This window comes from Ruegeria sp. AU67, from assembly GCF_900312795.1.
GTDB classification, from domain to species: Bacteria; Pseudomonadota; Alphaproteobacteria; order Rhodobacterales; family Rhodobacteraceae; genus Ruegeria; species Ruegeria atlantica.
Genome location: NZ_OMPH01000011.1, coordinates 379,082 through 405,550 on the forward strand (window position 1 = coordinate 379,082; position 26,469 = coordinate 405,550).

At 56.5% G+C, this 26,469-nt stretch carries 24 protein-coding genes; 15 read left to right on the forward strand and 9 right to left on the reverse strand.

Annotation, left to right across the window (positions count from 1 at the left end):
- Nucleotides 1-176 precede the first annotated feature (176 nt).
- The gene (locus tag DK510_RS04775) at nucleotides 177-1,364 is read left to right on the forward strand and encodes an SRPBCC family protein (protein WP_109311125.1); all 1,188 of its coding nucleotides are present in this window, start codon (nucleotides 177-179) and stop codon (nucleotides 1,362-1,364) included.
- A 174-nt stretch (nucleotides 1,365-1,538) separates the two neighbouring features.
- Here the strand turns inward: DK510_RS04775 and DK510_RS04780 are convergent, their stop codons facing one another.
- On the reverse strand, nucleotides 1,539-3,089 hold the full coding sequence (locus DK510_RS04780; RefSeq protein WP_109311126.1) for a class I adenylate-forming enzyme family protein: 1,551 nt from the start codon (nucleotides 3,087-3,089) through the stop codon (nucleotides 1,539-1,541).
- Nucleotides 3,090-3,197: 108 nt separating this feature from the next.
- Nucleotides 3,198-3,695, reverse strand: a complete 498-nt coding sequence (locus tag DK510_RS04785) for a flavin reductase family protein (RefSeq protein WP_109311127.1) — start codon at nucleotides 3,693-3,695, stop codon at nucleotides 3,198-3,200.
- A 186-nt stretch (nucleotides 3,696-3,881) separates the two neighbouring features.
- Between DK510_RS04785 and DK510_RS04790 the strand changes: the two genes are divergently transcribed.
- Nucleotides 3,882-5,321 (forward strand): coniferyl aldehyde dehydrogenase, encoded by a 1,440-nt coding sequence (locus DK510_RS04790; protein WP_200833208.1) that lies wholly within the window; start codon nucleotides 3,882-3,884, stop codon nucleotides 5,319-5,321.
- 110 nt (nucleotides 5,322-5,431) lie between these two features.
- Here the strand turns inward: DK510_RS04790 and DK510_RS04795 are convergent, their stop codons facing one another.
- From DK510_RS04795 to DK510_RS04815, 5 genes are all read right to left on the reverse strand, one after another.
- The gene (locus DK510_RS04795; protein ID WP_109311129.1) at nucleotides 5,432-6,133 is read right to left on the reverse strand and encodes an ABC transporter ATP-binding protein; all 702 of its coding nucleotides are present in this window, start codon (nucleotides 6,131-6,133) and stop codon (nucleotides 5,432-5,434) included.
- Nucleotides 6,133-6,897, reverse strand: coding sequence for an ABC transporter ATP-binding protein (locus DK510_RS04800; RefSeq protein ID WP_109311130.1), 765 nt, complete (start codon nucleotides 6,895-6,897; stop codon nucleotides 6,133-6,135). The genes DK510_RS04795 and DK510_RS04800 overlap by 1 nt, the downstream gene beginning before the upstream one ends.
- Nucleotides 6,894-8,180 (reverse strand): branched-chain amino acid ABC transporter permease, encoded by a 1,287-nt coding sequence (locus DK510_RS04805; protein WP_109311131.1) that lies wholly within the window; start codon nucleotides 8,178-8,180, stop codon nucleotides 6,894-6,896. Before DK510_RS04805 ends, DK510_RS04800 begins: the two co-directional genes overlap by 4 nt.
- Nucleotides 8,177-9,133 (reverse strand): branched-chain amino acid ABC transporter permease, encoded by a 957-nt coding sequence (locus DK510_RS04810; protein WP_109311132.1) that lies wholly within the window; start codon nucleotides 9,131-9,133, stop codon nucleotides 8,177-8,179. The genes DK510_RS04805 and DK510_RS04810 overlap by 4 nt, the downstream gene beginning before the upstream one ends.
- A gap of 81 nt (nucleotides 9,134-9,214) precedes the next feature.
- A complete protein-coding gene (locus DK510_RS04815; protein ID WP_109311133.1) occupies nucleotides 9,215-10,459 on the reverse strand; it encodes a branched-chain amino acid ABC transporter substrate-binding protein in 1,245 nt (414 codons plus the stop codon).
- Nucleotides 10,460-10,838: 379 nt separating this feature from the next.
- On the opposite strand from DK510_RS04815, the gene DK510_RS04820 reads away from it, so the two are divergent.
- The 11 genes from DK510_RS04820 (at nucleotide 10,839) to DK510_RS04870 (ending at nucleotide 23,097) form a co-directional block, all read left to right on the forward strand.
- Complete coding sequence (locus DK510_RS04820) at nucleotides 10,839-11,672, forward strand: xanthine dehydrogenase family protein subunit M (RefSeq protein ID WP_109311134.1); 834 nt, start codon at nucleotides 10,839-10,841, stop codon at nucleotides 11,670-11,672.
- A complete protein-coding gene (locus tag DK510_RS04825; RefSeq protein WP_109311135.1) occupies nucleotides 11,665-14,415 on the forward strand; it encodes a molybdopterin cofactor-binding domain-containing protein in 2,751 nt (916 codons plus the stop codon). The genes DK510_RS04820 and DK510_RS04825 overlap by 8 nt, the downstream gene beginning before the upstream one ends.
- The gene (locus DK510_RS04830; RefSeq protein WP_109311136.1) at nucleotides 14,405-15,898 is read left to right on the forward strand and encodes a 6-hydroxynicotinate reductase; all 1,494 of its coding nucleotides are present in this window, start codon (nucleotides 14,405-14,407) and stop codon (nucleotides 15,896-15,898) included. Before DK510_RS04825 ends, DK510_RS04830 begins: the two co-directional genes overlap by 11 nt.
- Nucleotides 15,899-15,904: 6 nt before the next feature.
- On the forward strand, nucleotides 15,905-16,768 hold the full coding sequence (locus tag DK510_RS04835; RefSeq protein ID WP_109311137.1) for a UPF0280 family protein: 864 nt from the start codon (nucleotides 15,905-15,907) through the stop codon (nucleotides 16,766-16,768).
- Entirely contained in the window at nucleotides 16,761-17,342 is a 582-nt protein-coding gene (locus DK510_RS04840; RefSeq protein WP_109311138.1) for an amino acid synthesis family protein, read from the forward strand. The genes DK510_RS04835 and DK510_RS04840 overlap by 8 nt, the downstream gene beginning before the upstream one ends.
- Complete coding sequence (locus DK510_RS04845) at nucleotides 17,339-17,920, forward strand: amino acid synthesis family protein (RefSeq protein ID WP_109311139.1); 582 nt, start codon at nucleotides 17,339-17,341, stop codon at nucleotides 17,918-17,920. The genes DK510_RS04840 and DK510_RS04845 overlap by 4 nt, the downstream gene beginning before the upstream one ends.
- Nucleotides 17,921-18,008: 88 nt before the next feature.
- Nucleotides 18,009-19,223 carry an ABC transporter substrate-binding protein gene (locus tag DK510_RS04850; protein ID WP_109311197.1) on the forward strand — a complete coding sequence of 405 codons (1,215 nt, stop codon included), beginning with the start codon at nucleotides 18,009-18,011 and terminating at the stop codon, nucleotides 19,221-19,223.
- A 67-nt stretch (nucleotides 19,224-19,290) separates the two neighbouring features.
- Nucleotides 19,291-21,135 (forward strand): ABC transporter permease, encoded by a 1,845-nt coding sequence (locus DK510_RS04855; protein ID WP_109311140.1) that lies wholly within the window; start codon nucleotides 19,291-19,293, stop codon nucleotides 21,133-21,135.
- Complete coding sequence (locus tag DK510_RS04860; RefSeq protein WP_108859587.1) at nucleotides 21,132-21,905, forward strand: ABC transporter ATP-binding protein; 774 nt, start codon at nucleotides 21,132-21,134, stop codon at nucleotides 21,903-21,905. Before DK510_RS04855 ends, DK510_RS04860 begins: the two co-directional genes overlap by 4 nt.
- Nucleotides 21,898-22,599: an ABC transporter ATP-binding protein gene (locus tag DK510_RS04865; protein ID WP_109311141.1), complete on the forward strand. Its 702-nt coding sequence runs from the start codon at nucleotides 21,898-21,900 to the stop codon at nucleotides 22,597-22,599. Before DK510_RS04860 ends, DK510_RS04865 begins: the two co-directional genes overlap by 8 nt.
- Nucleotides 22,600-22,671: 72 nt before the next feature.
- Nucleotides 22,672-23,097 (forward strand): MarR family winged helix-turn-helix transcriptional regulator, encoded by a 426-nt coding sequence (locus DK510_RS04870; RefSeq protein ID WP_109311142.1) that lies wholly within the window; start codon nucleotides 22,672-22,674, stop codon nucleotides 23,095-23,097.
- Here the strand turns inward: DK510_RS04870 and DK510_RS04875 are convergent.
- Entirely contained in the window at nucleotides 23,092-24,204 is a 1,113-nt protein-coding gene (locus DK510_RS04875) for a CaiB/BaiF CoA-transferase family protein (RefSeq protein ID WP_109311143.1), read from the reverse strand. The two genes, DK510_RS04870 and DK510_RS04875, sit on opposite strands and share 6 nt — an antisense overlap.
- A 269-nt stretch (nucleotides 24,205-24,473) precedes the next feature.
- Here DK510_RS04875 and fdxA point away from each other — a divergent pair, with 269 nt between their 5' ends.
- Complete coding sequence (fdxA, locus tag DK510_RS04880; RefSeq protein ID WP_109311144.1) at nucleotides 24,474-24,803, forward strand: ferredoxin FdxA; 330 nt, start codon at nucleotides 24,474-24,476, stop codon at nucleotides 24,801-24,803.
- 9 nt (nucleotides 24,804-24,812) lie between these two features.
- Nucleotides 24,813-25,619, forward strand: coding sequence for a ferredoxin--NADP reductase (locus DK510_RS04885; RefSeq protein ID WP_109311145.1), 807 nt, complete (start codon nucleotides 24,813-24,815; stop codon nucleotides 25,617-25,619).
- A gap of 77 nt (nucleotides 25,620-25,696) precedes the next feature.
- Here the strand turns inward: DK510_RS04885 and DK510_RS04890 are convergent, their stop codons facing one another.
- Nucleotides 25,697-26,467 (reverse strand): crotonase/enoyl-CoA hydratase family protein, encoded by a 771-nt coding sequence (locus tag DK510_RS04890; protein WP_109311146.1) that lies wholly within the window; start codon nucleotides 26,465-26,467, stop codon nucleotides 25,697-25,699.
- Nucleotides 26,468-26,469: the final 2 nt, after the last annotated feature.

Here is a 26,469-nt window from a genome sequence, read left to right on the forward strand (position 1 = left end):
CATCAGGCTCAGGACAATAACCCTTGAAATCCTGATTAACCGCAGTTTTTGCGGCCAATTTCTTCCAAATTGTCAGGATTAGTGAACGATCACTTTATATTGACATATGCCGCGCTCAAGGTTATCTGTCAATGCTGACAGTAATGAAAACTTAGCAGCCATTTGTGAGATCATTCATGCAACAGCCAAACCAAATGCCAGAGGTCGCTACCCAGGAATTGCCACCCGAAGCCTACACATCAGATGAATGGCTGGCGCAGGAAAACAAGAAGCTGTTTTCGCGCAGCTGGGTGTTCGCTGGCGTCGAGTCAAAGGTTGCCAATGCGGGCGATTACATGACGACCAAGGCAGGGCACTTTACCCTTGTCGTAATCCGCGGGAACGACGGCGAACTGCGTGCGTTCCACAACATTTGCCGCCATCGCGGAACCGAACTGCTGGATCACGGCTGCGGAAATGCGGGCAAGACGATCGTGTGCCCCTATCACTCGTGGACTTTTGGCCTGGATGGAGCGCTGCGTGGCATCCCGGACCAGCAAGCCTGCTTCCCTGACATCAACAAAAAAGAAAACGGCCTACACAGGGCTTCGGTCGCGGTGTTCAAGGGCATTGTTTTTGTCAATCCCGAACCCGATCAGGACTTGTCAGAATGGCTCAGCGGATTGGATAATGTCGTCTGGCCGCACGACATCACCAGCCCTGAACTGATATCCTACGGTGAACCTGTAACCTATGAAATGCAGTGCAACTGGAAAGTGTTCTTCGAGAACGCGATCGACGGATACCATCTGGCCTATCTGCACAAGAACACACTGGGCGGTCCAACTCAGGACAAGAACATCTGGGACCCTTATGGCGACAATCAGGTTTGGTACTCGACCGAGAACGAAACCGTGCGTTCGCGTGTTCCGAATTTCGTGTCAACGCGCATGGACAAATGGAACGCGAAGAAAATCCCGCATGCTGAGAAAGAAGGCTATGGCGGCGTCTACATGTTGTTCCCGACGACCCTGATCGTGGCAAGCCCCTGGTCTTTTTCGATATCCGTGATGGAACCTGTAAGCGCCGGTGTGACACGGCTGCATGCTTATGTCTGGGCCGCAAAATCATGGATGTCGAGCCGCGGTTCCGTCAAGGATATCCCCGGCTATGACAAAGTATCCGGCATAATCAAAAGCTCGCACTGGAAGGTGCATCCGCTGGCAACACAAGACTTTCAGACTGAAGATGTGTATGTCGTCGAAAAAATGCAGCGTGCGATGATGTCCCCCAAATACGCGGTCGGCAAAATGGCCGCTGGTCCGGGGGCTGAATCTCCGCTGACCTATTTTCAGAGATCCGTACTGCGCCACATGGAGGCGTAGATACACAAGGCAAGCGACAGAGATTTCACTGGGTCACTTGCTCAACCGGATGGCCTGCTTCATTTGAGGTGGGCCATTGAAACGACGAGGCTTGACCGCATTTCAACGATCAAGCCTCACACTGTTTTTCGAACTTTCATTCCCTGACCAAGAGCATTCGGTCAGGAACGGCGCTTATACCGCACCGCTTTGGTCGTCGCGACTGCAAATCTCGATGATCTCGCGTTTTTGAATTTTACCTGTCGGGCCTTTGGGCAATGCGTCCCAAATCTCGATATCTTTCGGGATCTTGAAGTTGGCAATCTTACCCCGGCAGTACTCACGCAGTTCCGCGCCGCTAACAGCGGTATCCGAGTTCAGGGTGACAACGGCATGAATCCGATCCCCCCATTTTGGATCGGGCAAGCCGAACACACTGACTTCGTCGATTGCATCATGTTCAGCCAGACAGTTTTCGACCTCGACCGGGAACACGTTATAACCGCCGGACTTGATACGGAACTTTGCCCGGTCCTTGAGATGCACGTAACCCTCTGCATCGATCACTGCGATATCCCCGGTATGCAGCCAACCATCGCGGACAGTTTCCGAATACTCCACCGCTTGGTTCCAATAACCCGGTATCACATAGGGCGAGTGTATCAGCACCTCACCCGCCTCTCCGCTGGGAAGGTCATTGCCCTGCTCATCCACCACACGGACGTCCACGTAGTAAAGTGGTCGACCCGCACTTTCCAGACAGTTGTGCCCGTCTTTCAACGCGCGTTCGTGATCGGTTGCGGTCAGCATCATACCCATGCCCATCAGCTCGGTCGTGCCAAACATCTGCAGGAATTTGCACCCGAAAGCCTTGAGCGCATCCCGCACCGTCGCAGGTGGAATTGGCGCAGACCCATACCCCAGTTGCCGGATCGACGAGCAATTGTATTGCGTAATCAGGCCGGAAGACAGCAGGTCGTTCAGCATCGTTGGCACCAGAACGCAGATCGTCGCCTGCTCACGGTCAATAAGCCTAAGCGCCGTTTCAGCATCCCATTCGCCTACAATTGCGCATTTGGTACCGTGGAACATGTTACGCAGCAGGTGAATGATCGGAACCCCCGATGCCGGCATCGCGTGCAGCCAGACATCGTCCGGACCCGCACCTTCCGTCAGAGCGATTACACCCATCGACTCGATCATCAACGCATGAGGATAGATCGCACCTTTTGGCAAACCGGTTGAACCGGTGGTGTAGCAGATCATCAATTGCTCATGCGGGGTATGGGTGAAAGCCCCGCGATCAGATGCCGCTGCGATCAGGGTTTCATAGTCCCGCTCCAACGCATGTTGGGAACCGATCCCTACCGGCACCGGCTGGCGCTTGCTGAAGGTCAACGCGTCTTGGGCGATTGCAACTTTCGTGTCCTGCACGATCAGAACATCCAAGCCCGCGTCATCAATCAGCGCGCCGATTTCGCGCGGGGCAAGGCGATAGTTCAGACCCACTCGAATCGCACCGGCCTTGGCGCAAGCGCCAATGGTTTCCGCAACCTCTATGCAGTCAGGCAGGATCACCCCGACCCGATCACCCTTGCGGACATCCAGCGACCGCAACGCATGCGCCAGCGCATCCGTTCGCTGGCCCAACTCGCGCCAACTTCGACGGCGCTCCAGTTCCACATAAGCATCCTGATCCCCAAAGCGGTGTGCGTTTCGGTCGATCAGCTGTCCAAGCGTCGGCATTGGTGTCTCCTCCCGGGCATCATCACGGCAAGTTTTCAGTTACGTGATTGTCGTATTTTGGTGGTGTGGGGCGTGCGGAGTCTGGTGAAATTTCACTTTGACCCTGCATCAGCCTTCCAGCGGTGTGAGTTTGTGAAATCCCTTGCGCCCATAAATAAGCGCTGACTTTTCCGGGTTCAGGTGAACTTCTTTCACCATACCGAAGAACACCGCATGTGTCTTCGTGTTTGCCCAGTTGTCGACCACGCATTCAAAGGACACGACGGACTCTTTCAAAACAGGCAGACCCAGATCCCCTTTGATCCATGTCCCGGCTGCCTGAAACTGTTGTTCCTTGTCCATTTTCGACGAAAAGGCACCGACAACCTCGGTCATGTCATCAGGTATGAGGTTTACGGCAAACTTTCGGCTGTCCATCACGACACCATATGTTCGCGCTGTTCGGTTGATGCAAACCAACAAAGCTGGCGGATCGGCCGTTAGCGAACATACCGCTGTCGCCGCCATTCCAGCGCGCGAATCTTCGAATTCTGAAGTGATGATGGTCGTTGAGGCCGCCAGCAACTGCATGCCGGTCTTGAACCTGTCTTCTGTGGTCAGGGTCATACTGCGCTCTTGCTAATTAGTGAACGATCACTTACCTTCCACATCGCCGAATAAATGTCAACGCAGACTTCGCAGCCCGGCGGCAAAGAAACGAAACCCGACCCTTGTGACCAAGGGGACAGAACGGGCACACAGACCAACAGGAAGGCGGTTGCGCACCGCAAAACCAACCGCAGGAGACGCGTATTGAACCAGCATAGCCCCAACCCCGCCGAGAGCCTCGCGACGCTTTTGGAGACACAAAAAGCCCACCAGGCCGAACATGACGAGCCAAACGCGGCTGAACGCAAGGATCGCATCACGCGGTTAATCGACCTGGTACTGGATAATCGCGATGCCATGATTGACGCGATCTCGACCGATTTTGGCAATCGGTCACAACATGAAACGATCGCGGCCGACATCGTTGGCACGGTAAAACAGTTAAAATTCGCGCGGGACAACCTTGATCGCTGGATGCGCCCTGAGAAGGCAAAAGTCGAGTTTCCCCTGGGATTGCTGGGCGCGCGCGGTCGCATCCATTATCAACCCCTGGGTGTCATTGGTATTGTCAGCCCCTGGAACTTTCCGATCTATCTGGCCATCGGCCCAATGGCCGAAGCCTTTGCGGCAGGCAACTCGGTCATGCTGAAGCCGTCAGAGTTCACACCCCGCACATCCGACCTTTTGAAGTCGCTGATAGAAGCAAACTTCGCCCCGCACGAAGCCGTGGTTGTGACCGGAGGCGTCGACGTCGCACAGGCGTTCACTGCCCTGCCTTTTGACCACCTGCTGTTTACCGGCGCCAGCAGCATTGGCCCGCACGTCCTTCGTGCAGCAGCTGAACATATGGTGCCGACAACACTGGAACTTGGTGGCAAGAATCCCACCATCATCGCCCCCAGCGCAGATATGAACCTTGCGGTCGCCCGGATTGCGGCGGGCAAAGGATTCAATGCGGGTCAGGTTTGCCTGGCACCGGACTATGTCTTGGTCCCACGCGCAAAGATGGAAGAATTCGCCACCCAGCTTGCGGCAAAACTTGCCGAGGCCTTCCCGACCCTGTCCGGCAACCCGGATGTCACCCATATCGTGACCGACCGCCAATTCGACCGGCTCAAGGGCCTTGTGGAGCAGGCACGTTCGGCAGGGGCGCGGGTCGTTCAGGTCAATCCCGCCAACGAAGATCTCTCAGCCACGAATGAGAAAATTCTGCCCCCGACACTGATCGTCGACGCCGATCCGGCGCTGGACGTCATGCAGGACGAAATCTTTGGGCCGATCCTGCCCATCCTGCCTTACGACTCGTTGGATCAGGCCATTAGCTTTGCCAACACCCGTCCGCGCCCTCTGGCGGCTTACGTGTTTGCCAAAGACGCGGGCGAGCAGGAGCAGGTGATGGAAAGCACCATTTCCGGCGGAGCGTGCATCAACGAGACCATCATGCATTCGACCCAGAACACCCTGCCCTTTGGCGGCGTCGGGAATAGTGGCATGGGCGCTTATCACGGCCTGCACGGCTTCAAACGGTTCAGCCACGCAAAGGCTATTTTCAAGCAGATCAACATGGACGGCGTCTTCAAGGCTCTTCGCCCGCCCTATGGCGAGAAGTTCTTTAAGACAATGGCACCGTTCCTGAAAAAATAACCTGGCGCACCAACAAAAGAAGGGAACTCCGCATGTACGGAGTTCCTTTCAATTTTTTACGGTATAGCTGACAACACGGCTTGCTATAGCGAAATGCCTGCAGCGATGCTTCAGACCTCCAGCCATTCCTTCCGGATTTCGTCATTTTCGCGCAATGCCTGCGGGGTGCCTTCGTAAACCATGTGCCCGTGACCCATGACGTAAACCCGGTTGGTCACACGCAAAGCGATGGTCAGCTTTTGCTCGACCAACAAGATCGAGACACCACGCTCGGCAATTTGCAGCAGCATATCCCCCACTTGCTCAACAATCTTCGGGGCCAGACCTTCGGTCGGCTCGTCGATCATGATGAAATCGGGGTTGCCCATCAAGGCGCGGCAGATCGTCAGCATTTGCTTTTCGCCGCCCGACATGACTGAGGCATCCACATCCGCACGATTGCGCAGGTTGGGAAACATCTCGAACATATCCTCGATACACCAGCGGCCATCGCCGTCCTTTTGGCCAGGTTTCAGCCCCAATATCAGGTTTTGGCGCGTTGTGAGACCGGGAAAGATATCCCGGTTTTCAGGCACGTAGCCAATCCCGGCCTTGGCAATCTCAAAGCTCTTGCGGCCAGCGATCTCCTGGCCGCGGAACTTGATCGACCCATGTGGCGCGACCTCGCCCATGATCGCCTTGCAGGTGGTTGATCGCCCAACCCCGTTGCGCCCCAGCAGCGAGACGATTTCGCCCTCGCCCACTTCAAGGTTCACCCCCTGAAGAATGTGACTTTTTCCGTAATAAGCGTGCAAGTCGGTGACCTGAAGCATTACACCGCCTCCTCTTCCAAACTTGCGCCCAGATAGGCTTCTTTCACTTTCGCCGATGCGCGCACTACGTCCGGCGTGTCGGATTCGATCACTTCGCCATAAACAAGGACCGAGATCTTGTCCGCCAAATCGAAAATCACGCCCATGTCGTGCTCGACAATCAATAGCGTCTTATCCTCGGTCACGTTACGGATCAGGTCGACGATCAGGTCGGTTTCCGAATGGCTCATCCCGGCGCAGGGTTCGTCCAGCAGAATGATATCTGCCCCACCTGCAATCGTGATCCCGATCTCAAGCGCGCGCTGTTCGGCATATGCCAGCGTGCCAGCCAGTTCATTCCGGCGCGAACTCAGATTGATCTGCGCCAGAATACCGTCAGCCTTTTCTGTAACGTCCAGTTGGCGGCCAATCATGTGCCAAAAGGAGTAGCGATACCCCATTGTCCACAACAACCCACACCGAATGTTTTCGAACACGGTCATGTTGGGAAAAATGTTGGTGATCTGGAAAGATCGGCTGAGACCACGGCGGTTGATCTCGAAGGGCTTCAACCCGGTGACATCTACGCCGTGCAGAAACACCCCGCCCGAGGTCGGCGCGAACCGCCCGGTGATCAGGTTGAACAGGGTCGATTTCCCGGCCCCGTTCGGCCCGATGACCGCGTGGCGTTCACCCTTGGCGATCTGCAGGTTCACGCCTTGGATAATCTTGGCCAGACCAAAGCTCTTCTCGAGATTTTTTAGCTCAATAGCAGGAGCGCTCATGCCCGATTCTCCGCATGGTTCGCATTGTCCCAGGCTTCACGGGTTTCCGGCAAAACACGCGACACTAGGAAGAGGGAGATTGCGGCGATGATTGTTGCAAACGCTACGGCCTGATAGCCGCCACTATCAAAGGCAATGCCATAGAGATGCATCTCGTGATCGCCACCGTATCCGTGCCGCTTGTGGAAAAGGATTTCCAAAATGGCGGCCAGGGACAAGACACTCGTGATCGCAGGGATTGCCACCTTGAGATACGGCTTGATCAGCAATTTCAGTCTACCCAAGGCGAGCGGGCGTCGATGCATCGCGATCAACCCGGCAAAACCAGACGGGAAGAACATCACACAGGCCACGAACAAAATGCCCAGATACAACGCCCATAATTCGGTATGCAGGCCAAGAACCGTTTGAAGCAAGGTGAACACGACCGCACCGATGATAGGCCCGACAAAGAAACCAGCCCCACCAATGAAGGTGATCAGCAGGATCGAGCCTGACGTCGCAAGGTTCAGGTTTTCCTCGGTCAGAATCTCAAAATTGATCGCGAACAACGACCCGGCAACACCGGCAAAAAAGCCCGAAGCACAGAAGGAAATCCAGCGAACATTGCGCTGAGAATACCCCAAAAACTCGGCGCGTTCTTCGTTGTCGCGTACTGCGTTGGCGATCCTCCCGATCGGCGTACGCGAGAACAGATACATCAGCAGCGCTGCCACCAAAAGCCACACGACTGTAAGGTAATAAACCTCTTGCTGTGTAAGGAATTCATATCCGAACACTGGCGGTCCCATGGTCCGGTCGCCCGAGATGCCTTCTTCGCCGCCAAAGAACACGACGATGATGACAGAACAGGCGGCGATCAGCTCTCCGACACCAAGCGAGATCATAGCGAATACCGTGCCCGCCCGGCGGGTCGAAAAACTACCGATCAGGAAGGCGAAGATCATGCCGAACATGCCTCCGACTATCGGAAGAAACGGCAAAGGCAACCACAGCTCGTCCTCGACCATGTTCATCACGTGCATGGCGAAGAACCCGCCAAGACCCATATAGACCGCATGACCAAAGGACAGCATGCCGCCCTGTCCCAGCAATATGTTGTAGCTCAGCGCAAAGACGATAGTGATTGCCATCTGGTTCATGATCGTCAGCGCCGAACTGGACTGGAACACAAATGGCAAGCACAACAGGAACAGAGAGGCAAATGTCCAGGGCATCACGTTCGATAGCGATATCAGCCGGGTAGTCCCCGCAGTTAAGGGCGTCTTACTAGCGATACTCATGATTCACGGTTCCCCATAAGACCTTGCGGGCGCAGAACAAGAACGATGATCATCAACAGGTACGGCAAGATCGGGCCAAGCTGAGGCAGCGTAAGTGTCCACAGGTCCTGCAGCGGATGATCCCAGATCATCTCTGGCTTGGTAAAGCCGATCGCGGTCAGCACTTGTTCGGCCGTGACGTCGTAGGCGGTGGCAAAGGTCTGAAGCCAGCCGATAATCAGGGATGCAACCAAGGCGCCCCAAAGCGAACCCAGGCCGCCGATCACAATGGTCACAAAAACGATCGAACCCAGCTGCAAGGCCATACCAGGGAAAACCCCCAGAACCGGACCAGCGATGACACCGGCCAGCCCGGCCATCGCGGTTCCCACGCCAAACACGCACATAAAGACCAACGGTACGTTGTGACCCAGGTTCTGCACGGTTTCGGGATAGCTGAGCGCGGCCTGAATTGTCATGCCAATACGGGTCTTGGTCAGAATGTATAGCAGTGTCAGGAAGATCCCCATTGCGACGGCGATCATGAAAACCTTGTAGGCAGGGAAAGCATTTCCAGCGATAGCGAAAGCTGCAAAATCCAGCGCGGCAGGTTCCGAGAAGGGAAGCTGACTTTTGCCCCAGAAGAATTGAATCGTTTCTTCAATCAGCAGCGCAAGACCAAAGGTAAAGATCAGTTCCGGCACATGCCCGTATTTGTGAACTCGTCTTAACCCGTATCGCTCGATCAGAGCTCCGATCAAACCGACAATCAATGGCGCGACAAGCAAGCCGACCCAGAACCCGGTGACGAGGCTGATCTGATAGGCGAAATAGGCACCCAGCATGTAAAAACTGGCATGAGCAAAGTTCAGAACGCCCATCATGGAAAAGATCAGTGTCAGACCGCTGCATAGCATGAACAGCAACAAACCAGTCACAAATCCATCCAACACGTTCACGAGGAACAGCGCCATTACGTGTCTCCCTGCATTTTATTGAGTGGTAGCCTGGCGGCCCGCCCGGATTTCGGACGGACCACCAGAGTGGTTAGAGGGTTATGGGCGCTTCATCTCGCACGTGGTGGACGAGTCATTGGACGCCAGTTCGACAACCGTTTCTGCAACCATACCACGGCCAGAATTGTCATAGTCGAATGCAGCCTCGGGTGTCTGCCCTTGCACCGTCACTGTTTGGATCGTCTGGTGATCGCTTTCGCGCATCAATGTCTTGCCTGTGACAATGCTGTCGTACTCCATGCCTTCCAGCGCGTAGGCGATCGCCTTGATATCCGTGGCGTTGCCCACTTCGTTGATCGCGGCCGCCAGCATCGGTGCAACATTCGCCATCTGAGGCTGACCGAAGTCCAGATCCGGGAAGCTTACATAGAAGGCTTCGATGAACTCTTGCGCTTCCGGTGTTGGGGCGGGGTTTACCTGACCTGCGCCAACCAGCTTGACGATACCGTCGCCTTCTTCACCAAAGGCCGCGGTGATGCCCGAGGTCGCGCCATAGTAGGTGTAGATCGGCTTGTCGAAACCGGCACCCATGACCGCCTTGCCCAGACCGACCATATCGCCGCCCCAGTTACCGGTGATCACGGCATCTGCGCCCGAACCAACAATCTTGCGCGCGTAAGGCGTGAAGTCTTTGACTTTGCCGATCGGATGCAACTCGTTTCCGACAATCTCAATATCGGGACGCTTTTCCTGAAGGAACCGCTGCGCTGCCGCAGCAACAGCCTTACCGAACGAATAGTCCTGACCGATCACATAGACTTTTTTGATATCCGGATTGGCCGCAATATCATCGGTCAGCGCGTCCATTTTGATGTCAGCATTGGCGTCAAAGCGGAAATGCCAGAACTGGCACTTGTCATTGGTCAACGCCGGGTCAACGGCCGAGTGGTTGAGGAAGATAACCGGATCATCATGATTGCGACGATTGTGCTTGGCAATGGCTTCGGTCAGCGCGTTCGCCACGCCGGATGATGCGCCCTGAGCGATGATGCGAATGCCTTGATCCATGGCAACCTGCAACTGGATGAGCGATTCCTTTGCGCTGATCTTGTTGTCGAAAGGCACCATCTCGAATTCGGCATTCCCATCCAACAGCGCGCCTGGTTCGTTCACCAGCTCTTTGACGCTGTGGCGATAGATCGCCAGGCCTTGTGTGCCCGTCGTCGCAAATGGCCCGGATAGCGGATCAATGAAAGCGATTCGTACTTTTTCCTGTGCTGCAGCGGCCCCTGCAACAAGACCAGCAGCAAGTGCGGTCGCCATCATCAAATTGAACTTGTTCATTTCTTCCTCCCTATTGACACCAGGCGGTAGGTTTCAGCCCGTTGTAAGATCCACACATGGGTGAGTGATCGATCACTATCTTCATGTCTGTTTGTTAGTGTGTCAACGAATTACTGACGAATTTTAGAACTTCTGGACGTTCGTGAAACAAATTGGGCAATGCACTGTCATATCGCTCAATTTTATCGCGACTAAAGTGCGTGCTCCTCAATTGGCTTTGAAAATAAGGGGAAAGATCAATCGACTGAATATCCGCGACCCAATCCTCCGCCGGCGCTCATGATAAACACGAACCAGGCCAAACAAATCGTTGACATTTTTTTTGTTCGCGTAATATCATTTGTGTACTAACGAGAAATTTCTCATCAGGATAGACACTTTGCGGTATCTTTCTCCCAACACGCTCGATGATGCATTTGACTTGCTGACCAGCAAAGATCTGACGGTTGTCGCTGGCGGCACTGACTTTTTCCCATCCCGGCAGCGTCATGAGCTGCACACCGACATATTGGACGTCACACGCATCAATGGTCTTTCGGGCATCCAACTTGTGGATGACCGTTGGAGAATCGGAGCCACAACAAGCTGGACAGACATTGCCGGGGCCAATTTGCCCGTAGCATTTAGGGGCCTGCAAATGGCAGCGCGGGAAGTCGGTAGCCTGCAGATCCAGAACAGCGGCACGATTGCAGGGAACCTGTGCAATGCCTCGCCTGCCGCTGACGGCGTGCCACCGCTGCTGACGCTGGAGGCTAGCGTTGAGCTTGGCTCGGCCCGTGGCTTTCGCGAGGTTCCGCTGTCAAAGTTCATCACTGGCGTGCGCAAAACGGCGCTGTCCGGCGACGAGATTGTAACCGCGATCTACCTGCCCGATCCGCCCAAAGGGACTGTTGGACATTTCGAAAAACTCGGCGCGCGACGATACCTTGTGATCTCGATCACGATGACTTCTGTCATCATCGGCCTCGATGAAAACCGCCGGATCAACTATGCGCGCGTCGCCGTGGGGGCTGCGTCAGCCGTGGCACAAAGGCTGGTACAGCTCGAAGCCGATTTGATCGGGAAATCCCCTGAAACGGTTGAAGTTTCATCAGAGCATTTGGCACCGCTTAGCCCCATTGATGACGTCCGCGGGGACGCCGCATTCCGACTGGACTCTGTGACAGAACAATGTGTCCGGGCAATCGCAGAGGCGGGACAACACCATGGATAAACGCGCTGATGAAATCACGACCGAATTCAACCTGAACGGCCACCCCGTCAGCGCGGTGCCGCGCGTGGGTGAGCGCCTGTCGGAAATGTTGCGCGAGCGGCTGTCAGCACGCGACGTCAAGATCGGATGCAACGCCGGCGACTGCGGTGCTTGCACCGTTCTGGTCGATGGTGATCCGGTCTGTGCCTGCCTGGTTCCGGCGCAACAGGCTGCTGGGCGGTCTGTGGAAACGGTGTCCGGGCTGACGCAAGATGACCAGATTGCCAAACGTCTGGCAGAAAGCTTTCAAAACCACGGTGCGGCGCAGTGCGGAATCTGCACGCCGGGCATGATGACCGCTGCCGTCGCATTGCTGCGCGAGACTCCTGAGCCAAACAATGAGCAGGTCCAGGATGCCCTAGGCGGTGTTTTGTGCCGCTGCACCGGGTATCGAAAGATTATCGATGCCGTGGTCGCCGCTGGTGCGCCTGCTTTGCCCGAAGCATCATTGGGACACGCGGGCGAAGCCATCTGGCGCGTGGATGGGCACGACAAGGTCACAGGCACAGAGCTTTTTGGCGATGATGTTGCCCCGGCAGGTACATTGGAAATCTATGTCATCCGTTCCCCTTACCACCGTGCCAGGTTTACACTTGGCGATCTGGACACTTGGGCCAATAAGACCCCTGGGATCGAAGCAGTCCTGACTGCGGCCGACATTCCCGGGCGCAACAACTTTGGCGTTATTCCCGACTTTGCCGACCAACCTGTATTCGCGGAGACCGAGGCTCGGTTCCGTGGCGAGGCTGTCGCCGCCATCATTGGTCTGCCCGAGATTCTGGCAACATTCGATCCAGCAGATTTTCCAGTAACGTGGGAAGAAAGACCCGCAGCGCTGGATTCACCGGACGCCATGACACCCCTAGCCGCGCAGCTACACCCAGATCGCGACGGCAACGTTATGTGTGCCGGTTTCGTGAAATGCGGGACACCAGAAACCGCGTTGGCCAACGCAGATGTTGTGGTCGAAGGCCATTTCCGCTCGGGCTTTGTCGAACATGGGTATATCGAGCCTGAGGCCGGGTTCGCCGAGATCGTGAACGGGCGGGTCGAAGTCCATGCCTGCACGCAAGCTCCGGTGATGGACCTGGACGCGCTGGAGATCATCTTGGGGATGCCGCGCGATCAGATCCGTATTGCCCCGACCGGGGTCGGCGGCGGGTTCGGCTCAAAACTCGATATTTCGGTTCAGCCTTATCTGGCTCTTGCCGCGCTCAAAACCGGCAAGCCGGTGCGACTGACCTATTCGCGGACAGAGTCCATGCAGTCCACCACCAAACGCCACCCTTCCGACTTGCGGGTCAGGATCGGGGCAACCAAGGACGGCCGCATCAGTGGGATGACATTTGACGGGCTGTTCAACACAGGCGCCTATGCCAGCTGGGGTCCGACCGTGGCCAACCGGGTTCCTGTTCATGCCTCGGGGCCGTACAAAATCACCGACTACCGCGCCGAAGCCAAAGGCATCCATACGCATTGCCCGCCGTCGGGCGCATTCCGCGGCTTTGGCGTTCCGCAATCAGCCATCGCGCAGGAATGCCTGTTCGATGAGTTGGCGGACAAGTTGGGCATCGACGCGCTTGATTTCCGCATCAACAATGCGCTGGAGAATGGGGTCCCCACCGTTTGCGGGCAGATCTTCGATCAGGGTGTTGGCATTCGCGCCTGCCTCGAAGCGCTGCGTCCCGCGTGGACCGACGAAAATGCAGCGGTTCAGGAATTCAACGCAAGAAACAATACCTTGAAGCGCGGCGTTGGACTGGCGGCAGGTTGGTACGGGTGCGGCAACACTTCGTTGCCCAACCCGTCGACGATCAAATCGGGCATCCGGTCAGATGGCAGTTTGGTCTTGCACCAAGGGGCGATGGATATCGGCCAAGGGGCGAACACCGTGATCACGCAGATCTTTGCCACGGCGCTTGGCGTCCCGGTTGCGCAGATCGAAATCATCGGGGCCGATACGGATGTCACGCCAGACGCGGGCAAAACCTCGGCCTCACGTCAGACCTATGTCTCTGGCAGCGCTTCACGTCTGTCGGGTGAATCGATGCGGGCGCAGATTCTGTCCCGGGTTAACGCTGGTCCTGCTGCCGTGATCACCCTGAGCGCAGGAACGATTGTGGTGGACGACAACGGGCAACAACACTCAATCGACCTGACCGTGCTGGAACCGGACGCCGAAGGTTACGTCCTGCGCGCCGAAGAAACCTATGACCCGCCCACAAAGCCGCTGGACGAAAACGGTCAAGGGATACCTTATGCTCAATTCGGCTATGCTGCGCATTTGGCTGTTGTCGAGGTGGACACAAAACTTGGCACGGTGAAACCGATCAAATTCATGGCCGCCCATGACGTCGGGAAAGCGATTAACCCGATGCTGGTCGAGGGTCAGGTGCAGGGCGGTATCGCGCAGGGTCTTGGCATGGCGCTGATGGAAGAGTACCTGCCCGGCCTTACCGAGAACCTGCACGACTATCTGATCCCGACCATTGGTGACATCCCCCCGATCGAAACTCTAATAATCGAAGAAGAGGATGCCCACGGGCCCTATGGTGCCAAAGGCCTGGGAGAGCACGTGTTGATCCCCACGGCCCCAGCCCTATTCAACGCAATCAAGCGCGCCTGCGGCGTTCGACTAACCCAAGGTCCCGCCACGCCAGCAAAAATGCGTACAGCAATCAAGGAATTGACAGATGGCAACTGAGCGCACAACACCGGAAAAAATCCGCTGCGACGCCTGCCCGGTGATGTGCTATATCGGAGACGGCAAAATCGGGGCCTGCGACCGTTATGCCAACCATGGTGGCGATCTAGTCCGCCTGGATGCGCTGACCATCATCGAAAGCACAGAAGACACACGGCTTGTCCCCTTTCTGAAGGATGGCAAAGATCCCGAAGATTGGGACGGCGACATCGTACAGGGCAAACGGCCCTTTGTGACGGCCGTCGGCGCAGGCACGACCTATCCCGACTACAAACCAGCGCCCTTCATCGTCAGCCAAGATGTGGCGGGCGTGGATATGGTCACCGTCGTGACCGAGGGGATATTCTCGTATTGCGGCGTCAAGGTGAAGATCGACACCGACCGTCATATCGGCCACGAACGCGATGTCGTCCGCGTAAATGGTGAGCCGGTCGGGCACGTCATGACCTCGGAATACGGGTCGAAGATGTTGTCGTTGGGCGGTGTAGAACACTTGACCGGCGGCACCAAGAAAGAAGGCCGGATCACCTGCGATGCCCTGCTTCGGCTTTGCAATCGCGAGGCCGTCGAGATGGTGATCGGCGATGAAGGGCATGAAACCACGGTGGTTGTTCAGGCCGGCAAAGCACCCATCATCAACGGGGTTGAGGAAAAACTGATGCGGGTGGGCTGCGGCTCGGCCACAATCGGAATGTTCGCCAAGCAATGGATTGAACACGTGGATGACGTGGTAGTGGTCGACGACCACATTACTGGCGTTCTGTCCGAGCATCAGGCTGGTAAATTACTGGATGTCGAACCAACGGGCATCAAGATCAATGGTCGTCGTTCCACCCCGGGTCGGTATTTTCAGGTTGCAGAGCCCGGCACCGGCTGGGGCGGTACGGATATCGAGGATCCGCTGAAAATTCTGGGCGATTTCAATCCAAAATTTGCACGAGAAGGTATGAGCCTTCTAATGGTATCCACCACCGGCGAGCAATATGGTTATTTTGAACTGGATGCCGACTTGAAACCTCAGCCTGTTGAAGTCCCCCCGGCGTTGGAAGCCTCTGCTGAGTTAATTGCTGAAAACTGCGAACCTTCGGTCTGTTCGGTTCTGTTCATGGGCGGCGCTGGCGGTAGCCTGCGGGCAGGCGTCACGGAAAACCCGGTTCGTCTTACGAAATCGGTCAAGGACTCGCTAACTTTTGTATCCTGCGGTGGGGCCGAGGCTTATGTCTGGCCCGGCGGCGGCATCACCGTGATGATCGACGTTCTGGACATGCCCACCGGATCGTTCGGGTACGTGCCAACACCGGCGCTGGTCGCTCCCATCGAGTTCACGATGCGAGTCAGCGATTATGGCACGCTGGGCGGGCACATGGATGAGATCAAGCCAGTTGCAGATGTCATCTCGGACGAAATCCGCAAGGTAGATCAGTTCGAAAACCAGCCCGACCCCATGTCTTCGAAAAATTACCGCTGGGCGAAAGGAGCATAAGGTCAGATGCACCCCGTCTCTGCCATATTGCCGTGTGGTCGCAGATTGCATCTGCAACACGGCCCGATCGACCTGATCGTCGAGGCAGATGGGGCGCGCGATATTGCATTTGAAGCTGCCCAGTTACGGTTCCAATCCTTGCTGCAGGGCTTGGTGGATGAACTGGGTTTGCTGAAAATGCCCATGACCGCTGAATGCGCCCGCCCTCAAGGACGGGTAGCGCGCCGCATGGATGAGGCTGCGCGCCCTCATTCCAACGTGTTTGTTACACGCATGGCCGCCGTTGCCGGAGCTGTCGCGGACGAAGTACTGGCGGCCATGCTTCACGCCACACCTCTGGATCGCGCGTCGGTCAACAATGGCGGAGATATTGCTGTTTATCTGGGCTCGGGTCAGGACTATCGCATCGCAATGAGCGGGCTTAACGGGTGCGATCTGGGCAGCATTGCTATCCGTGCAAGCGACAAGATTGGCGGCATTGCCACGTCGGGTCGCGGCGGGCGCAGCTTGAGCCTTGGCATCGCCGACAGCGTTACAGTGTTGGCCAGCAACGCAGCAGTGGCCGATGTGGCAGCGACGCTGATCGCCAATGCGGTTGATCTGCCCGGGCATCCGGCCATCCGACGCCTTCCGGCCAATCAACTGCGCGATGACAGCGATTTGGGCGACCTGCCCGTTCCGGTTTTTGTCGGCCAACTCTCTGCCCAAGATATTCAAGATGCCCTGTCACACGGCCTGAATACTGCCGAGACCTTGCTTGGACGCGGTTTGATCTCTGCCGCCCATCTGTCTCTTGGCTCCCACTCCCGCCAGACGGGCGCGTCTCGACTGGTGATCTCAACCACTCAAAAGGTTTCACAATATGCCTGACGTTCAACTGCGAAAGAAGCTGTTTTCGCTTGAAGAAATCTATCACGAAGGCGGACCGCTGTCCGACACCCCGCTTATGCGGGTGGCTGCCATGGCCGTGATCGCCAACCCGTTCGCAGGCCGCTACGAACCCGAAATTCAGGGTTTTATGGAAGACCTCAAACCTTTGGGTTTGGAAATGGCGCAAACCCTGATCGACATGTTGGGCGGTCCGGAAAACGTCCAAGGGTACGGCAAAGGGTCCTTGGTTGGCGAAGGAGGCGAGCTGGAACACGGCGCGCTGTGGCACGCGCCGGGTGGCTATTCAATGCGCCAGTTGCTGGGCACCGCCAATGCGATTGTGCCCTCATCCAAAAAAGTCGGTGGCGTGGGTGCGCGGCTGGATGTGCCGATCACGCATATCAACGCCTCATATGTGCGTAGCCATTTCGACAGCATGGAAGTGGGCTGCAATGACGCCCCCCGCGCGGGCGAGCTGGCCTTTTCGCTGGTCATGACAACCGGGCCGCGGGTGCATTCGCGCTCGGGCGGGCTTGAGGCCTGGGACATCAAAGGAGAGGACGGCCTAAGATGACAAAGATCCGTAAGATCGCAGTCAACGTTGAAGAAACCCATATCGAGGCAGGGCGACCGATCTCGCCCGCCACGCGCAAGGCGGTCGCCGTGGCCGTGATCGAAAACCCCTTTGCCGGGCAATATGTCGAGGATCTGACACCCCTGATGGACACCGGGGCAGAGTTGGGCGCTTTGTTGGGTCGCCGCTGCGTCGAGGCCCTTAACATCACACCGGAACAGGCCGAAAGCTACGGCAAATCGGCGATGGTCGGTGAGAATGGCGAGCTGGAACATGCCGCCGCCATCCTGCACCCCAAGTTGGGCGCGCCACTACGCAAAGAGGTCGAAAAGGGCGCTGCCTTGGTGCCTTCTTCGAAGAAGATGGGCAGCCCTGGGCAAGTACTGGACGTACCGCTTGGTCACAAGGACGCGGCCTATGTGCGCAGCCATTTTGACGGCATCGAAGTGCAGTTGAACGACGCGCCCCGCGCGAATGAGATCATGGTGGCAGTTGCGGTCACCGACAGCGGACGACCGCTGCCGCGCGTAGGCGGACTGACGAATGAGGAGGCAGAAGGCAAAGACGGGCTGCGCTGAATGTAGAAGCTGCGCTCTTTAGGGCTGACAACACATTAAGAAGCCGGGATAACTGGCCGTGAACAATGATCATTGGGAGGAATTTGAAATGAATCTGATCAGACGCACGGTACTGGGCGCGCTTGCGGCGCTGCCCTTCACCGGTTTGACGGCTAGGGTCAGCCTGGCCCAGGACACAATCGTTTTGGGTGAAGTAAACAGCTATACCCGTCTGCCCGCCTTTACCGAGCCCTACAAGAAAGGTTGGCAACTGGCGGTCGAACAGATCAACGCCGCAGGCGGGATCGACGGCAAGCAACTGGAAGTGATCAGCCGGGATGATACCGGTGATCCAGCCACCGCAATCCGGATCGCCGAGGAACTGGTCTCAAAAGACGGTGCAGTTCTGATCTTTGGCACCTTCCTGTCCAATATCGGTCTGGCCGTTTCCGATTTTGCCAAGCAGAAAGAAGTCCTGTTCATCGCGTCCGAGCCCCTGTCCGACGCGATTGTCTGGTCCAAAGGCAACAAATACACCTATCGTCTGCGCCCCTCGACCCACATGCAGGCCGCGATGCTGGCCGAACAGGCCGCCAAGCTCGACGCCGTGAAATGGGCGACTGTCGCGCCGAACTACGCCTATGGGCAGGATGCGGTGAAGGCCTTCAAATCCGAACTGACCAAATTGCGCCCCGATGTAGAATTTGTCGAAGAACAATGGCCACCGCTGTTCAAAATCGACGCGGGTTCCACCGTACGCGCACTTGAGGCCTCGAAACCGGATGCGATTTACAACGTGACCTTCGGCGGCGATCTGGCCAAATTTGTTCGCGAAGGTTCGCTGCGGTTCCTGTTCGAGGATCGCGACGTGGCATCATTGCTGACCGGAGAACCGGAATATCTCGACCCGCTGGGGGCTGAGGCCCCTGAGGGTTGGATCGTCACCGGATACCCCTCGACCGACATCACAACGGACGAGCATCAGGCGTTTGCTGAAGCCTATATCGAGAAGTTCGGCGAAGCGCCCAAAACCGGTTCTATCGTTGGATATAACTCGATCCTTGCCATCGCCGCAGCACTAGAAAAGGCCGATTCCATAGACACTGACGCCTTGCTAGCCGCGATGGAGGGCCTGACCGTCGACAGTAGCCCAACCGGCCCCTTCACCTTCCGCGCGGCTGACCATCAGTCCACGATGGGCGCCTATGTCGGCAAGACTGGAACGGTCGACGGCAAACCATCGATGGTCGACTGGTCCTATGCCGACGGGGCAGATTACTTGCCCACCGAAGACGACGCAGCAGCCTTGCGTCCGTCGGAATAAGTCGACTTTGGCGGGGCAATAACTGCCCCGCCCCACAAAAAGAACACGAACAAGGGACGGTGGCCCGATGGGGTTCTATTTTGCACAGCTACTGACTGGACTGGCGAACGCTTCCTCGCTTTTCCTGATCGCATCCGGGCTTTCGATCATCTTCGGCGTCACGCGGATCGTGAACTTTGCGCATGGCTCGTTCTACATGGTCGGCGCTTATCTCGCTTACACACTGGTCACGCTCTGGAGCGGCAGCATCCTTGGCTTTTGGATTGGCGTCATTTTGGCGGCAATGATCGTCGGGGGGATCGGCCTGATCATCGAACTCACTATCCTACGCCGCATTTACCACGCCCCCGAGCTGTTCCAACTGGTCGCAACGTTTGGCGTCGTATTGATCTTTCAGGATGGCACGCTGGCGATCTGGGGCGCAGAGGACCTTCTGGGCCCGCGCGCGCCGGGATTGGATAGCGCGGTTCGCATCATGGGTGAACCAATTCCCGAATATGACCTCGCCTTGATTGCTATCGGGCCGGTCGTATTGCTGGCCATCTGGCTGCTGTTTCACAAAACGCGATGGGGTGTTCTGGTGCGCGCTGCAACCCAAGACCGCGAGATGGTCGGAGCGCTTGGCGTCAATCAAGCCTGGTTGTTTTCAGCGGCTTTCGTTCTGGGGTCATTCCTAGCTGGCTTGGGCGGCGCGCTGCAAATCCCGCGCGAGGCGGTATCGCTGCAAATGGATCTGTCCATCATTGGTGAGGCCTTCGTTGTGGTTGTCATTGGCGGTATGGGCAGCGTGTCCGGCGCGTTTGTAGCGGCGGTTCTGATCTCGGTCCTTAACGCTTTTGCCATCCTGATCTTCCCGCAGATCTCAATCGTTTTGCCCTTCGTCATTATGGCGATTGTCCTGATCTTCCGGCCGCATGGCTTGTTCGGCAAACCCGGCAGCGAAAAGGGCGCGCCGGAAGAACCGGACCAACCACTGGCGCTGATGGATCAGAAATCAGCAATGGTGCTGATGGCCGCGCTGCTGGTGCTGGCGCTTAGCCCCTTGTTCACTGCTGATTTTACTTCGGTCCTGATGGTCGATGTGATGGTCGCAACCCTTTTTGCCGTATCGCTTCATTTCATGATGGGTGTTGGCGGCATGGTCAGTTTCGGACATGCCGCCTATTTCGGCGTTGGCGCCTATGGTGCCGCGATGGCGGTCAAATTCCTTGGGCTCGGCATGATCTCGGCTATGCTTTTCGGTCCGGTTTGCGCGGCCATTGCGGCGCTGTTTTTCGGTTGGTTCTGCGTTCGACTATCGGGCGTTTACCTTGCAATGTTGACCTTGGCGGCGGCCCAGATTCTATGGGGTGTCACGTTTCAGTGGCAGGAATTCACCGGCGGGGATGATGGCATCCTTGGCGTATGGCCTGCCAAATGGGCCAGCTCTGACAAGGTTTACTTCTACATTGCCTTCGTCCTTTGTATCGGCGGCATATGGGCTTTGCGTCGTGTGGCCTTCTCTCCATTCGGCTATATCTTGCGCGGCATACGCGACAGCCAAACCCGGGCTGAATCGATCGGCATCGATACCCGGTTTCATCAATGGATGGGCTTTGTGCTGGCGGGTGGCTTTGCCGGTTTGGCCGGGGTTGTCTTTGCATTCTCCAAGGGCAGCGTCTTTCCTGACAGCCTCGGCATCGCGCTGAGCATCGACGGTCTGATCATGGTTCTTCTGGGTGGCATTCATGCACTGGCGGGTCCGATCCTGGGGGCCGGTGCCTTTGTCCTGATCGAGGATTGGGTCACGCGGTTAGATTACTGGCGCTTTATCTTCGGGGCCATCATTCTAATCGTTGTCCTAGTGGCACCTGACGGGATTGCGGGCGGTATTCAACGTCTGTTGCGCGGCCTGAAAGGAGGTCGGGCATGACCAACGTTCTCGAAGTCCGCAACCTGTCCAAATCCTTTGGCGGCGTGCAGGCCGTGAAGGATGTGAATTTCGATCTGAAGGAAGGGGAATTCCTTGCCCTGATCGGTCCCAACGGCGCGGGCAAAACCACATGTTTCAACATGCTGAATGGCTACCTAAAACCGAATACAGGTTCCGTATCCTTGCGCGGCCAGGCCCTGATCGGACACCCGCCGCGCAAGATATGGCGTATGGGTGTCGGTCGAACGTTCCAGATTACGGCAACCTTCCTGTCGATGACCGTTGTGGAAAATGTCCAGATGGCGCTGATCTCGTATCACCGCCGGGTGTTTGACCTGTTTTCACGCGCAACGCGGATGTATGTGGACGAGGCAATGGCGCTGCTGGAACTGGTCTCGATGCAGGACCAGGCCGGACGGGCATGTTCGGAATTGGCTTATGGCGATCTAAAAAGGCTGGAACTGGCGATTGCCCTGGCGCATGAGCCCGCCCTACTGCTGATGGACGAACCGACGGCGGGCATGGCACCGTCCGAACGGCTAGCCCTAATGGCGTTGACCGCGGAAATCGTGGCCAAAGGCGGCGTGAGTGTGGTGTTCACCGAACATGACATGGACGTCGTTTTTGCCCATGCCCATCGTATTCTGGTGCTGAACCGGGGTGAGTTGATCGCCGAAGGCACAGGGTCTGAAATCCGCACCAACCCATTGGTCCAAGAGGTATATCTGGGCGGTGGCTCAGTCTTTGAAGCGGAGAGCGCCCATGCTTGACGTCAAAAACCTTGGGGCCTGGTACGGCCGTGCTCAAATCCTCAATGGTGTTTCGCTGAGCGTCGGCGAAAACGAGGTGGTTGCGCTCATGGGCCGGAACGGCGCGGGCAAATCAACCACCATGAAGTCCATCATGGGATTGGTGCGCCACATTGATGGCACCATCCGCTATGCAGAACGCGAGGTTCAGGGGAATTCCCCTCATGCGATCTGTCGCCTTGGCATGGGTTATGTTCCCGAAGACCGTCGGATTTTCGGAGATCTGACCATCGAAGAAAACCTCGAAGTCGGACGCCGCGAACCACGTCCAGATGCACCCGAATGGACACAGGACCACTTGTTCGAGCTGTTCCCAAATCTGGCTGAGCGTCGCAAGAACCTGGGCAAACAGCTTTCGGGTGGGGAACAACAGATGCTGACCATTGCCCGTACATTGATGGGCAATCCCAAGCTGGTCCTGTTGGACGAACCATCAGAAGGAATTGCGCCGGTCATTGTTGAACAGATGGCCCGCGTGATTGCGGAACTGAAACGAGAGGGGCTGTCGGTGCTGATCAGTGAACAGAACCTACATTTTGCGCGTATCGTGTCGGACCGGGCTTATATCATCGAAAAAGGCGAAATGCGGTTCGAAGGCAGCTTTATTGACCTCGACGAAAACCCAGAAATTTCAAATACCTATCTTGCCGTCTAATACCTTGGCCTTGTGGGAAGGACATGGCTTCGATTATTATAGTACGAACAATTGAATCAGGCAGGAGCCGTCATGACGGAATCGATTGAAAGCTATGCGCTTGACGACCAGGTCGGCTATCTTTTGCGGCTGGCCAATCAGCGCCACGCGTCGATTTTCCAGTCACACACATTGGACGGCCTGACGCCAACTCAGTTTGCTGCGCTGATCCGTATTGCAGATTTGGGCAAATGCTCTCAAAACCGGTTGGGACGGCTAGCGGCAATGGATGTTGCGACAATCAAAGGGGTCGTTGATCGCTTGCGTCAAAAGGGATTTGCGGTTGTCGAGCCCGATCCGGACGACAAGCGACGCACACTGATTTCGCTATCCCCCGAAGGCGAGGCCATGGTCGCGCGCATGAAGGATGTTGGTCAGCAGATCACCAACGAAACGCTCAAGCCACTGACGGCCGCCGAACAGCGCAACCTGATCCGGATTTTGCGCAAAATCTCATGATTTGACGGGCCGTTTGGCCGACGCCTTGTCCAATTTCAATTCAGACCGGGAAAACCGGATCGGAGTGCGCAAGCCGGGCACGCCTTCCGGGTTGATCTGCATCTCGCGATGCTGAATCTGCGGGTCGCTCAGCGCCTCGTGCACTGAATTGATCGGGCCACCGGGCACGCCATGTTGTTCAAGGGCTGCCAACAGATCGGTCTTGGTCCATTCCAGACAGGAACTCGTCAGCAATTCAGTCAACGCTGCGCGATTTTCCACACGATCCGCGTTGGATATGAACCGTGTATCGTCGATCAACCCCGGCAGGCCTAGTATTTGGCACAGGCTAGCATATTGCCGGTCGTTTCCGCAGGCGATGATGATGTGTCCATCCGCCACCGGAAACGCCTGATAAGGCACGATATTGGGATGGGCATTGCCCAATCGCGTCGGGCAATTGCCCGAGGCCAGATAATTCATCGCCTGATTGGCCAGAACGCCCGTCATGCAATCCAGCAAGCTCAGATCTACGTGCTGTCCCTGCCCCGAGCGCTCTCGTTCAGCAAGAGCAGCCTGAATGCCGATTACCCCGTAGAGGCCTGTGAAGATATCTGCAAAGGCGACGCCGATCTTTTGCGGCTCTCCCCCGGGGTCGCCCGTCAGGTCCATGATCCCGCTCATACCCTGGATAAGAAAATCGTACCCTGCCCGATGGGCATAGGGTCCATCCTGACCGAACCCAGTGACGGATGCGTAAACAAGTCCGGGGTTGATCTGTTTGACTCTATCATAATCCAGGCCGAATTTTTTCAGCCCGCCAACCTTGAAGTTTTCAATCAGCACATCCGCATCGCGGATCAGATCCAGCAACTTGGCCCGATCACCCGCATCCCGGAAATCCAATGCGATACTGTCCTTGCCCCGATTGGCCGCGTGGAAATAAGCGGCTGTCTTATCGCCGTCGCGTTCAATAAACGGAGGGCCCCATTTTCGGGTATCATCCCCCTCGGGGCTTTCGACTTTGAGCACATCCGCCCCCAGATCAGCCAATGTCTGCCCGATCCAGGGCCCGGCCAGAATGCGGGCCAGTTCGATCACTTTCAGTCCGTGCAAGGGGGTGCTCATGGGTTGAACCTTTCAAAACTCTGCTGCGATCGGCCAACTTGTGTCCGGGATCGAATCCTGCATCTCCCCCAACAGCATAAGTCCAATGTTTCGACAACCCGCTTGTCAGTCATGCCACCCTGCCGAAGCGCAGTATTTTCGTTAGTACACTAACTTTTTTCACTTTTGGGTCAAGAGTCCGACTCAGGAAAATTTCATTCGTACAGAAACGTATTGACAGGCACGCACTTCTCACAATACTCATTTGTATACTAACGAATAGGCGCTCCATGACTTATGTCGTCACCGAAAACTGCATCAACTGCAAATTCACCGATTGTGTGGAGGTTTGCCCCGTGGATTGCTTCTACGAAGGGGAAAATTCTCTGGTCATCCATCCGGACGAATGCATCGACTGCGGCGTGTGTGAACCGGAATGCCCCGCCGACGCAATCCGCCCGGACACCGAGGATGGGATGGAAAAGTGGGTCGAACTAAACGGCAAATACGCAGAGGCGTGGCCCGTCATCACCGAAAAGAAAGACCCGATGCCTGACGCAGACGACTGGAACGGCAAAGAAGGCAAGCTTGCGCTCTTGTCTGAAGCCCCGGCAGAATAGGAGACTAATATGTCGTTGGATTCTACGACCAAAACTGAATTCCCCATTCCGGCGGGCGTGTTCGCCCAAACCGTGACCGAAGTGAAGCATTACACCGACCGGCTGTTCAAATTCCGCATCACCCGCCCGGCTTCCTTCCGGTTTCGGTCAGGTGAGTTTGTGATGATTGGCCTGCCGAACGCGGAAAAACCCGTGTACCGCGCCTATTCCATCGCATCACCCAGTTGGGACGAAGAGATCGAGTTCTATTCCATCAAAGTCCCCGACGGCCCGCTGACCGAACACCTGCAGAAAATTCGCGAAAGTGATACGGTTTTGATGCGCAAAAAGCCCACAGGCACGCTGGTCAATGACGCGCTGTTGCCAGGCAAACGGCTTTGGATGTTTTCGACCGGAACCGGCATTGCGCCCTTTGCATCGCTGATCCGCGACCCCGAAACCTATGAGAAGTTCGACGAAGTAATCCTGACCCATACCTGTCGGGAAAAAGGCGAGCTGGACTATGGCAAAGAATTGGTTGCGGCGCTCAAATCCGATCCGTTGGTGGGCGAGATGGCGCAGAATTTGCGGCACTATTGCACCCTCACGCGTGAGGACTATCCGTTCAAAGGTCGGATCACCGACCTTATGGCATCGGGCAAAGTATTCGATGATTTGGACCTGCCGCCAATCTCACCTGAAACAGATCGCGGAATGATCTGCGGCTCGATGGCGATGCTTCAGGATACCAAGGCCGCGCTGGAAGGGTTCGGTCTGGAAGAAGGTGCGAACAACAAACCTGCAACTTTTGTGGTCGAACGCGCCTTTGTCGATTGACCAACCGGGGCTCTGCCCCGGCCCGACACCGGGATCTGGTGAAACGCTCTCACACCAGATCCCGCGTGTCTCGGGACTTACTGATTGTCCCGCTTTCCTGTCTTGTTCAGAAACGCCTCCATACCGGCCCGCGCTTCGGGCGAGGATTGGGCAATCGCCGCAGCCAGACTTTCGGTAAAGAAGCCATCGCTGGCCGACATGTCGTTGATGCGCGTGATCGCCTGCATCATCATGTAATTTGACAGCGGCGCATTCTCGGTCACACGCCGGGCCAGCTCCATCGCTTTGTCGAACACGGTTCCGTCCGGCTCAACATAATGCGCCAGCCCCAGTTGCAACCCTTCGTCCGAGCCATAACGGCGACCGGTCAGCATCATCTCCATCATCCGGCTGGCCCCGATGATCCGGCCAACACGTACCGTTGCGCCGCCACCGACAAAGATCGCGCGGCGTCCTTCTGGCAGTTCATAAAACGTATCTTGCTGCGACACCCGAATGTGGGCGGTCATGGCCAGCTCCATCCCGCCGCCCAGAACACCACCGTTCATTGCGGCGACGACCGGAACCCGTCCGTATTCGATTTTGTCGAAAATCCGGTGCCACAGGCGGCATTCATGCATCGCCCCTGCGGCGTCGCGCATCGAATGTTCCAACAGGTCCAGCCCGGCACAGAAATGCTGACTGGAGCTGCGGATCACAACGGCACCGATCTCATCGGGAAGGGTGTCGAAATAGTGCTCGATCTCGAACAGCAGCCCGTGATTGATCGCATTGAACTTGGCAGGTCGATCCAGCGTCAGGATACCAACCGGGCCGTCTGTCTCTGGGGTAATATGTGTATATTCCATTG